Annotated in this window: 8 protein-coding genes and 2 pseudogenes; 4 read left to right on the forward strand and 6 right to left on the reverse strand. The window is 66.8% G+C overall.

What is annotated here, in order from left to right; genetic code table 11:
- The 4 genes and pseudogenes from WBF82_RS07560 to WBF82_RS07575 form a co-directional block, all read right to left on the reverse strand.
- Positions 1-260: pseudogene (locus tag WBF82_RS07560) on the reverse strand (glycogen debranching enzyme); the annotation flags it as partial.
- 24 nt (positions 261-284) lie between these two features.
- Complete coding sequence (locus WBF82_RS07565) at positions 285-2,468, reverse strand: acyltransferase family protein (protein ID WP_424382437.1); 2,184 nt, start codon at positions 2,466-2,468, stop codon at positions 285-287.
- Between the two features lie 70 nt (positions 2,469-2,538).
- Positions 2,539-3,135: an NlpC/P60 family protein gene (locus tag WBF82_RS07570; RefSeq protein ID WP_424382438.1), complete on the reverse strand. Its 597-nt coding sequence runs from the start codon at positions 3,133-3,135 to the stop codon at positions 2,539-2,541.
- Positions 3,136-3,484: 349 nt separating this feature from the next.
- Positions 3,485-3,901 (reverse strand): hypothetical protein, encoded by a 417-nt coding sequence (locus WBF82_RS07575; RefSeq protein WP_424382439.1) that lies wholly within the window; start codon positions 3,899-3,901, stop codon positions 3,485-3,487.
- A 79-nt stretch (positions 3,902-3,980) separates the two neighbouring features.
- Between WBF82_RS07575 and WBF82_RS07580 the strand changes: the two genes are divergently transcribed.
- The 4 genes from WBF82_RS07580 to WBF82_RS07595 are packed head-to-tail and all read left to right on the forward strand — an operon-like array spanning position 3,981 to position 7,636.
- Complete coding sequence (locus WBF82_RS07580) at positions 3,981-5,297, forward strand: adenosylmethionine--8-amino-7-oxononanoate transaminase (protein ID WP_424382440.1); 1,317 nt, start codon at positions 3,981-3,983, stop codon at positions 5,295-5,297.
- Between the two features lie 4 nt (positions 5,298-5,301).
- A complete protein-coding gene (locus WBF82_RS07585; protein WP_424382441.1) occupies positions 5,302-6,450 on the forward strand; it encodes an 8-amino-7-oxononanoate synthase in 1,149 nt (382 codons plus the stop codon).
- On the forward strand, positions 6,447-7,127 hold the full coding sequence (gene bioD, locus WBF82_RS07590; RefSeq protein WP_424382442.1) for a dethiobiotin synthase: 681 nt from the start codon (positions 6,447-6,449) through the stop codon (positions 7,125-7,127). Before WBF82_RS07585 ends, bioD begins: the two co-directional genes overlap by 4 nt.
- Complete coding sequence (locus WBF82_RS07595) at positions 7,127-7,636, forward strand: 2'-5' RNA ligase family protein (protein ID WP_424382443.1); 510 nt, start codon at positions 7,127-7,129, stop codon at positions 7,634-7,636. Before bioD ends, WBF82_RS07595 begins: the two co-directional genes overlap by 1 nt.
- Before the next feature lie 3 nt (positions 7,637-7,639).
- On the opposite strand, the gene WBF82_RS07600 is transcribed toward WBF82_RS07595, so the two are convergent.
- Together WBF82_RS07600 and WBF82_RS07605 are read right to left on the reverse strand one after the other, a co-directional pair.
- Positions 7,640-9,205: a PE-PPE domain-containing protein gene (locus WBF82_RS07600; RefSeq protein ID WP_424382444.1), complete on the reverse strand. Its 1,566-nt coding sequence runs from the start codon at positions 9,203-9,205 to the stop codon at positions 7,640-7,642.
- 34 nt (positions 9,206-9,239) lie between these two features.
- A pseudogene (locus WBF82_RS07605) lies at positions 9,240-9,711 on the reverse strand (hypothetical protein); the annotation flags it as partial.

The raw sequence follows: 9,711 nt of genomic DNA on the forward strand, positions 1-9,711 counted from the left end.
CCGTAGCGCTGTCCCGGGCTGACCGTCGGTAGATATGCGTGCCAAACGTATCCGTCAACCTCGTCGAGCGGGATTCGGCTCTCGTGCCCGTCGTCGTGAATCAGGCACAAGTCGACCTTTTCAGCGATCTCGGAGAACAGCGCGAAGTTGGTGCCACCGCCGTCGAAAGTGGCGCCGAGCGGGTAACTGCTGCCCGGCCATACAGTCACCAGCTCGGGTGGAGTCACTGCGGCACCATTGGTGGGGTCTGACGGCGGCATCCTTCGACCTTATCGGCGCGGGCGTCACCACCAGCCGGTGGCCGCCCCGACTTGGCGACCCAACTCGTTGGTCATCGTGCGCATATAGGTCGCGGATAGGTGATGAGCGTCGTGGTATACCAACACGTTTCCCTCGACGGCGGGGCAGATGTCGGGGCGACAGACGGCATCGCTCATGTCCAGCGGTTTGAGCAGCGGGAACTGCTCGACCCAATCGAGAGTGGGATTGTAGTCAGCCAGCACGTCGGAGCGCTTGATACCGCACGACAGTGCGTCACCGCCCTTGGCCAGGCAGTCCGACGGGTTGAACGGTTGACCGTCCTTGACAAGCCACGGGGTGTCGCGCATCGCGAGGATCGGAATGTTGTTGTCGGAGAACGTTTGCCAGATCCCGACATAGGTTCCCGGCATCACATCTCCGGGTTTGATGTTCCAGGGCCGGGTCGATGTGGTGAACACATAGTCCGGATGGTCAGCCACCACCTTGGCCATGGCCTTTGGCACCCAGTCGCGGCACTCCGGGTACGGCGCATTGCTGCCCATCACCAACGGCATCTGTTCGGTGGACAGCGGGCAGCCCATCTTGAGGTAGGTCGTCACCTTGAAGTGGTGTCGGCGTCCGACGAGATCCAGCGCGGTCAGCCAATGCTCGGCGTGCGAGCCACCGGCAAGGGCGATGGTCCGGGGGGCGTCCTTGTCGCCGTAGGTGCACGTGATCACGGACGTGTTGGCAAAGTCGCCGATGCAGCCGTCGCGGGTGGACGGCGGGTAATCCGTCTGGGCTTCCAGCACGGTGGGCCGCGTCTTCAGCTTCGGCACACGCACATGCTTGACCAGTGCGCGGGCGCCGGGATAGTCGTGGGAATTGAGTCCGCTGAGCTCCTTGCCGCTGGCGCGCTCCACGCTGACATGCTCGACCCAGGTGAATGCCGTCGCGGTCAGCGTCACGCCGAGCATCGCCACCATTGATCCGAGCACCATGGTGGGACGGCGCAGCCGCGCCCGCCACGGAATGACCGGGCCTGGCTCGGGCGCGGTGTTGACCCCGGTGCGGTGTCGCAGCGGGTCTTCAACGAAGCGGGTGGTCAGATAGGCCAGCACACCGGATAACAGCAACACCGCCGTGCCTTCGATGAAGTTGGCGCGCCGGTGACCGGTGTACGCGAGCCAAAAAATCAGCAGCGGCCAGTGCCACAGGTACAGCGAATAGGCCATCGCGCCGAGCTTCACCAGCGGCTCGGCCGCCAACAACCGGTTTGGCAGCGGCATCTTGTCACGGGTAGTGGGATGGGCCTGCCGATTAGCGCCGGCGAGGATGAACAGCACGGCGGCCCCGACGGGGACCAGCGCCCACGGACCCGGGAACTCCTTGACGCCGTCGATGCGCGCGCCGCAGGACAACACCGCTGCCAACGCGACGGTGGCGACCACCGTGCGCAGCCACATCGGCCAGCGGATGTAGGGAACCAGTGCGCCGACGAGCGCCCCCAGCAGCAACTCCCATGCCCGCGCAAAGCTGTTGTAGTAGGCGCTCGCCTGATTGGCTTGGTGCGCAAAGATCGCGTAGACGAACGATGCCACCGCAAGAGCGCCAATCAGCAGCACGAACACCGTCCGCAACCGGTCGCCGAGACGATCGCCGAACCAGCGCCGGAATAGATAAGTGAACCCGAAAACCAGTGCAAGGAAAGTGATGTAGAACTGGCCCTGCACCGACATCGACCAGATGTGCTGCAGCGGACTGACCGCCTCACCCGCACGCAGATAGTCGGCCACCGTGCTGGCCAGCTCCCAGTTTTGGTAATAGCCAAGGCTGGCCAGGCTCTGGTCGGCGAAGGTCTCCCAGCGAGTCTCGGGCTGAACCAGGATGGTCAGCACCGCGCATGCGGCCAATACCACCACCAGCGCCGGCAGCAATCGGCGGACCAGTCGGATCACTTCGGGCACCGGCGACAGCGAGGACGCCGGGTTGAGTGCCGCGCGCAGCAGTTTGCCGCCGAAGAAGAACCCGGACAGCGCGAGGAACACGTCCACCCCGCCGGAAACCCGGCCGAACCAGACGTGGAACATCGCGACCAGCGCGATGGCAATGCCGCGCAGCCCGTCCAAATCGTGGCGGTAGAACCCTGCGTTGCGGTTCCCGATCGCGGACTGGGCGGATTCCGCGATAGGACCGACGGCCGGACGGGTCGGGTAGGCGGTCATCATGATTGACAGACAATCTACCCAACCTGCCTACCGCCGGCAGCGCGCTAACAGCGCGTCGGCGAGTGCCCGGTCAGGACTCGATGATTCGGGTCAGATACGGAACCATCCCGTTGGTGCGCGCCGGCGAAATCGTGACGGCGGGCTCGGTGGCCTCGATCATTTGGCCGTTGCCGAGGTACATCGCGACGCTCTGGGTGCCAGCGGGGCCGTAGCACATCAGGTCGCCGGGCTTTGCTTGTGAAAGCGCGACTTTGCGGCCGACGTTGCACTGCTCGCCCGAGGTCCGCGGCATCTTGAGCCCGGCGCCGGCATACGCGTACTGGATCAGACCCGAGGCGTCGAAACCGACGATGTTTGCCTTCAGCCCGGTGCCGCGAGTTGGGCCCGCGGCGCTGCCGCCGCCGTACAGGAACGGCACGCCGCGCTGCGAAAGCGCACGCTGAATCACATAACTGGTCGACTGCGTGTGGCCGACCAGTGCCGGACCCTGCACTGGCGACCCGGGCAGGGTCGGCGTTTGCGCTGACGGTGCCGGCAGGGCCGGACTCTGCACCGACGGCCCCGGCAGGGTTGGCCCCTGGGGGTCAGCGGTCGCGGAAGCCGGGTTGAGCATCGGAAGCGTCAGCAACAGGGCCAGGCTGATTGGGACCGCGTAGCTGGGTCTCATGTCGATCACCTCTCTGTGGCGTCAGCGCGGTGACCTCGCGCGTCCGCCGCCATTCCTTCCGGTTCACCACGGAGACTCATGCGCTGGCCCGCCCCGTTGGGGGCCGCACGCCGTTACCTATGCGGTGCCGACGTGAACCCTCGGTGAACCGCTGGATTCACAACAGTCACTACAGACACTTTGGCAACAAATGACCGCGGCGGCCACCCCAACGGCGCCTCACAAGGCATTTTTTGTCGTACCGTGACCCAACGGTGACCCCTCGCAGGCCAGAGGCTCAATTCTCACCGCGCAATTGTGATTTCGATCTCATCGCGGTTCTGTCACGACGTTGCGCAAGCCGGCGCCGTCAGTGCCAGTACTGCCCGCAGAAAGTGGTCAACATCGAGCCGACGACGGAACTGAGGACGACGATGGCGACCGCCAACAACGGCCAAAGGGACAGGTACCACCCCTTCAGCAGCGAGACCGCCGGGCCGACCACTGCCGCAGCGATCGCCGCGCCGATGCCGCCCCAGACCACCGGGTAGATATAGAAGTCGACGCCGTAGGGCACCGGTGGGCAATCGTCACCCGTGCACACGTCCTTGAGGAAGCCGAAGAGCTGCGATCCCCAATCCGTCGCGGTGGCCGCGACCAGCAGCGCAGCCAGCAAAGCGATGGTGCAGACGACGTCCCACGGGACCAGCCGCAGCCGCAGTACCCGTGGCGGCGCGTCGGGGTGGTCGCCCGCTGAGGGGTCGTCGAACTGTTGCGGCGAAGCCATGGTTGCTCAATGCTGCCGGATGGTCAGCGTTTCTGCGACCGAAGGCTTCGCGACAAGGCCTGCTTTACCCTCGTTTTCTATGACCGCGCCGACCCCTGGGCTCACGCCCGAGCAGATCAGCGCGATCGACGCGGCGCATCTGTGGCATCCCTACAGCACGATCGGCGCCGAAACAGTGCCTCCGGTGGTCGCTGTCGGCGCGAGCGGCGCCCGGCTGACGGTGATCCGCGACGGTGAGCCCGTCGAGGTGCTCGACGCGATGAGTTCCTGGTGGACGGCCATCCACGGCCACGGGCACCCCGTCTTGGATGCGGCGATAGCCGCGCAGCTGGCGACGATGAACCATGTCATGTTCGGCGGGCTGACCCACGAACCCGCCGCGCGGTTGGCCCAGCTGCTGGTAGAGCTCACGCCATCGGGGCTGGAGACGGTGTTCTTCTGCGACTCCGGCTCGGTGTCGGTCGAGGTCGCGGTCAAGATGGCGCTGCAGTATTGGCGCAGCCGCGGCCGGCCCGGCAAACGGCGCCTGATGACCTGGCGCGGCGGCTATCACGGCGACACCTTCACCCCGATGAGCATCTGCGACCCCGACGGCGGCATGCATTCGCTGTGGACGGACATTCTGGCTTCCCAGGTTTTCGCGCCGCAGGTGCCCGGCGACTACGACGCGGCCTATAGCGCGGCGTTCGAGGCGCAGCTCGCCGACCACGCCGACGAACTGGCCGCCGTGGTCGTCGAGCCGGTCGTGCAAGGCGCGGGCGGAATGCGCTTCCACGATCCGCGCTACCTCGTCGACCTGCGCGAGATCTGCCGACGACATGACGTGCTACTGGTTTTCGACGAGATCGCCACCGGATTCGGCCGCACCGGCGAGCTGTTCGCCGCCGACCACGCCGGCGTCAGCCCCGACATCATGTGCGTCGGCAAGGCCCTGACCGGCGGCTACCTCAGCCTGGCGGCCACCCTGTGCACCACCGACGTCGCGCACACCATCAGCCACGGCGAGGCCGGAGCGCTGATGCACGGGCCGACATTCATGGCCAACCCGCTGGCCTGCGCCGTGTCGGTGGCCAGCGTCGAGCTGCTGCTCAGCCAGGATTGGCGGTCGAAGGTTGCCGAGATCAGCGCCGGCCTGACCGCCGGTCTGCAACCGGCCAGGACACTGCCGGGAGTGATCGACGTCCGGGTGTGCGGGGCCATCGGTGTCGTCGAATGCGACCGCCCCGTCGACCTGGCGATTGCCACCCCGGCGGCCGTCGAACGCGGGGTGTGGCTACGGCCGTTCCGCAACCTCGTCTACGCGATGCCGCCGTTCATCTGCACGCCTGACGAGATCGCGGAGGTGACCTCCGCGATGGTGGAGGTGGCCCGACTGACCGGCTCTCGTAGGCTCTAGTGCGATGACGCAGATCGACACGTCACCGCTGGCATGGCTGGAGGCGGTGGAACAGGAGCGCCGACAGGCCGGGCTGCGACGCGCGCTGCGGCCGCGGCCGGCAGTGGCCACCGAACTCGATTTGGCGTCCAACGACTATCTAGGTCTTTCGCAGCACGCGCAGGTCATCGAAGGCGGAGTGGACGCGCTGCGCACCTGGGGCGCGGGCGCCACCGGTTCCCGCCTGGTTACCGGTAATACCGTGCTGCACGAGGAATTCGAGTCCGCGCTAGCCGAATTCGTGGGCGCCGCAACGGGTTTGGTGTTCTCCTCCGGATACACGGCGAACCTCGGGGCGGTCGTCGGCTTGTCCGGCGCAGGCTCGCTACTGGTGTCGGATGCCTACTCGCACGCCTCGCTGGTGGACGCGTGTCGGCTGTCGCGGGCGCGGGTGGTGGTCACCCCGCACCGCGACGTCGACGCGGTGGACGCGGCGTTGGCGTCGCGGGACGAGGAGCGGGCCGTCGTCATCACCGAGTCGGTGTTTTCCGCCGACGGCGCGTTGGCCCCGGTGCGGCAGCTGCATGAGGTGTGCCGTCGGCACCGCGCGCTGCTGATCGTCGACGAGGCCCATGGGCTGGGCGTGCGTGGCACCGGCGGGCGCGGGCTGCTGCACGAGATGGGCCTGGCCGGCGCGCCCGACGTGGTGATGACGACCACGCTGTCCAAGGCGTTGGGCAGCCAGGGCGGCGCGGTGCTTGCATCGGGTGCCGTGCGCGATCACCTGATCGACGCGGCCCGGCCGTTCATCTTCGACACCGGTTTGGCCCCGGCGGCGGTCGGCGCCGCGCTGGCCGCGCTGCGTGTGCTGAGCGCGGAGCCGTGGCGGCCCGCTGCGGTGCTGCAGCTTGCGGGCACCTTGGCGCAGATCTGCGACGTACCTAACATTCCGCAATCGGCTGTGGTGTCGGTGATCCTGGGTGCACCGGAGGTGGCGCTGGCGGCCGCGACGGCCTGCCTGGACGCCGGGGTTCGGGTGGGCTGCTTCCGGCCGCCGACCGTGCCCGCCGGTACGTCGCGGCTGCGGCTCACCGCGCGCGCCTCGCTGGACGCCGACGACGTCGAGCTGGCCCGCACGGTGCTGACCGACGCGCTTCGCGCGGCACGGCGTTGACGGTACTGATTGTCACCGGGACGGGGACCGGGGTCGGCAAGACCGTCGCGACCGCCGCTCTGACCTCGGCCGCGCGGCAGGCCGGCGTCGACGTCGCGGTGTGCAAACCGGTGCAGACCGGCACCGACGCCGGTGACGACGACCTCGCCGAGGTGACCCGGTTATCGGGGCTGACCAAGGTGGTCGGGCTGGCCCGTTACCCGCAGCCGCTGGCGCCGTTGGCCGCTGCCGAGCAGGCCGGGACGTCATTGCCCACCCGCGCGAACGTGCTGAAACTCATCCGCACACTCGACCGCCCGGGGCAGTTGACGCTGGTCGAGGGCGCCGGCGGCCTGCTCGTCGAACTCGCCGACGCGAGCGTGACGCTGCGCGACCTTGCGGCCGACTTGAGCGCGGCGGTGCTGGTGGTGGCCACCGCCGAGCTCGGCACTCTCAATCACACCGCGCTGACAGTGGAATCGCTTGCTGCACATGGAATTTCATGCGCTGGGCTGGTGATCGGTACCTGGCCGCTTCGGCCGGGCGTGGTGGAGACCTCCAACCGGTCTGCGCTGGCGCGCCTGGCGCCGCTGCGCGCTGCGCTGCCCGCCGGTGCGGCATCGATGGACGCCGGCGAGTTCGCCGCGATGAGCGCGCACGCGTTCGACCGCGAATGGGTAACCGCGCTGGTCGGCTAATGGTTCATTCGATCGAGCTGGTCTTCGACCGCGACACCGAGGCGGCGATCCGTCACATCTGGGCGGATCTGGCCGCGGCGGGCATTCCCAGCCAGGCCCCGGCCAGTCGTCCGCACGTGACGCTGGCGGTGGCCGAGCGGATCGCGCCGGACGTCGACGCGCTGCTGCGGCCGGTGGCGCAGCGACTTCCGCTGAGGTGTGCCGTCGGGGCGTCGCTGCTGTTCGGCAGATCCAACGCCGTGCTGGCCCGGCTTATCGTGCCGAACGCTGAGCTACTCGCGTTGCACGCTGAGGTGCACCGCGCCTGCGGCCCGTATCTGACGCCCGGTCCGATGGCAAATTGCCTGCCTGATCAGTGGACGGCGCACGTCACGCTGGCCCGCCGGGTTGGGGGAGGCCAGCTCGGGCGGGCCTTGCGAATCGCGGGTCGACCCTCAGAGATCGGTGGCGGCTTCGCAGCTTTGCGCCGTTGGGACGGCAGCAAGCGCGTCGAGCACCTGATCAGCTGACCGCTACGGGATCAGGTCCACCAAGTTGACCAGGGTTCCTGCGGTCGCCTCGGCGATGGGTACCGCGGTGCCGAGCAAGAGGATGAACGGAAGCATGACCACGTCGGCGGCGATTGGGTCACCGATCGCGTTGATCAGGTTGCCGGCCTCTAGCTGGTCGGTGAACATGCTCGCGTCGTATGCGGGCAGGCTGGTGAGGAGCGCATCGACGGTGTCGGCAATCGGCAGCAAGGCCGCGTAGTCGGCTGCAAGGGTGCCGGACAGATCGTTGAGAATATCGGTCGGCGACGACAGCAACGTTGCGTCCGAAATCGGGTAGTTTGCTGCGCCGCCCAGCGCCTCCTTCAAAATTTCGAATAGCTGCGTCGGCGACGGTTGCAGAGTGTCGGTCAGGCCGGTGTTGAAGGCGCCGGTCAACAGCGTCGTCAGCGACGGATTATCTGTCAGTGGCGTTATTTGGTAGTTGGCTGGGCTTTCCAGATCCTGGATGGCTGTGTTAATTCCTTGCTGTAGGCCGCTGCTCAACGCGGCGGAGATGGCGGTCCCGTCGAGGTTCGTCGGGAACAGCCCGAGCGTGGTGGGGATATCGGCATCCCCCTGGTCCCAGCCGTCGGTGATGCTCCCGTAGCCCAGGTTCACCAGGACGCGCATGTCGGGTTCGAGCAGGTCGTAAAGCGGCTGTCCGACGACTGGAACCAGCCGCAGCGGGTCCAAGAGGGGCAGGCTGTCGTCCGGGATTATGTAGTAGTTGGTCAAGGTGTCTGCCACCGATGTTGGCAACTGGATGGCCGAAGCGATCTGTTCGGGGGTGTCCCCTAGATAGGCGCCGTGGTCGTAGGGGATTCCCAGCAGAGCGTTGAGGTCTGAGATGAGGTTGAGCGGATATCTCGGGAAGTCGCTGAAGCCGTCGTATTCCTGCGTGTAAATGTCGGTCGGGTAGAGGTCGGCGGGCGTCGCGCCGGTCAACGTGAAGCCCAGGCTGGGGAAGCTCGGGTCGGTGCCCGCAGGTAAGTCGAAGCGTTCCAGTACGCCGCCGTCGGGGTTGCTTTCATCGCCAATCAACACGAAGTGCACGTCATCACTGGGCACACCCTGGTTGGCCAATTCGGTCATGGTGGTCGAGGCGATCACAGAGCTCTGCGAGAGGCCGAACACGACCACTGGGTTGGCGGCGTCGACGTGCCCGGTGGCGATCTCATGCAAGATTGCGGCGTCCAGAATCTGTTGCCCCTGCGCAGCTGACGTGTCGAACAGCAGGCTGTGCACCCCGGTCACCGGATACAACCCTTCGGGAGTATCCAGCGCCTGCGCAATGCCCGTGAATCCTCGCGGCTCAAGGTATAGCTGGTCGACGGCATCCACGTAACTTTGCGGCGGCGTCGGAAGGCCGCTGCCGCCGATGACAAATGCGGTGCCACCCCCGAGCGCGGAATCCGCCGTGTCACCGCTGGTCAACACCACATCGCGGGCTTGGCTGGCGGGTCTGGGCGCGGTGACCGGTATCAAGCTGGCAGCCGGGATGGCCACACCGGCGGCGAGGCAGACGCGAAGCATCGAACGGCCCTGCATAGAGACTCCTCAGCAAAGAGGCGACGGACCGAGTCTAGGCGCTGAAGAGCAAGTACAAACCGGTAAACGTGTAGCCGACCATGACCAGCATCATGGTGAGCTGGCCGGTGAGTTGATGGCCGGCGGGCAGCAGCCGCAGCGCTTTGTCGTGGGCCGCAATCACCGCGACGATGTGGCCGGTCACCACGCATGACACCTTGATCACGCCAAGAACGCTGGGATGTAGTGAGAGCACATAGGCGACGTGCAGGTGCGCCAGCCCGAGCAGGTTCCATCCTCGACCGAGCGGATCGGCGAGGGCGAACACCGCTTGTTGACCGCGCTCCACCAGATAGGACAGGTAGTGGGCGAAGATGTATCCCACCACAATGGGGATCAACGAGTGCGCCATCTGTCCCGGTAATCCGCGGCGCTGCTCGTGGTCGATGCCTCCGCTCGCGCGGGCGGCCAGCGAAAACGTCGTCGCCACAACGGCAATGAAGAACAGCAACCCGATGGTGCGCAGC

The organism is Mycobacterium sp. (genome assembly GCF_049673265.1).
Taxonomy (GTDB): domain Bacteria; phylum Actinomycetota; class Actinomycetes; order Mycobacteriales; family Mycobacteriaceae; genus Mycobacterium.

Excerpts from the sequence above, each read along its gene's own strand:
- WBF82_RS07565 (WP_424382437.1), bottom strand. The coding sequence starts at position 2,468 with ATGATGACCGCCTACCCGACCCGTCCGGCCGTCGGTCCTATCGCGGAA.
- WBF82_RS07570 (WP_424382438.1), bottom strand. The coding sequence starts at position 3,135 with ATGAGACCCAGCTACGCGGTCCCAATCAGCCTGGCCCTGTTGCTGACG.
- WBF82_RS07575 (WP_424382439.1), bottom strand. The coding sequence starts at position 3,901 with ATGGCTTCGCCGCAACAGTTCGACGACCCCTCAGCGGGCGACCACCCC.
- WBF82_RS07580 (WP_424382440.1), top strand. The coding sequence starts at position 3,981 with ATGACCGCGCCGACCCCTGGGCTCACGCCCGAGCAGATCAGCGCGATC.
- WBF82_RS07585 (WP_424382441.1), top strand. The coding sequence starts at position 5,302 with ATGACGCAGATCGACACGTCACCGCTGGCATGGCTGGAGGCGGTGGAA.
- WBF82_RS07595 (WP_424382443.1), top strand. The coding sequence starts at position 7,127 with ATGGTTCATTCGATCGAGCTGGTCTTCGACCGCGACACCGAGGCGGCG.
- WBF82_RS07600 (WP_424382444.1), bottom strand. The coding sequence starts at position 9,205 with ATGCAGGGCCGTTCGATGCTTCGCGTCTGCCTCGCCGCCGGTGTGGCC.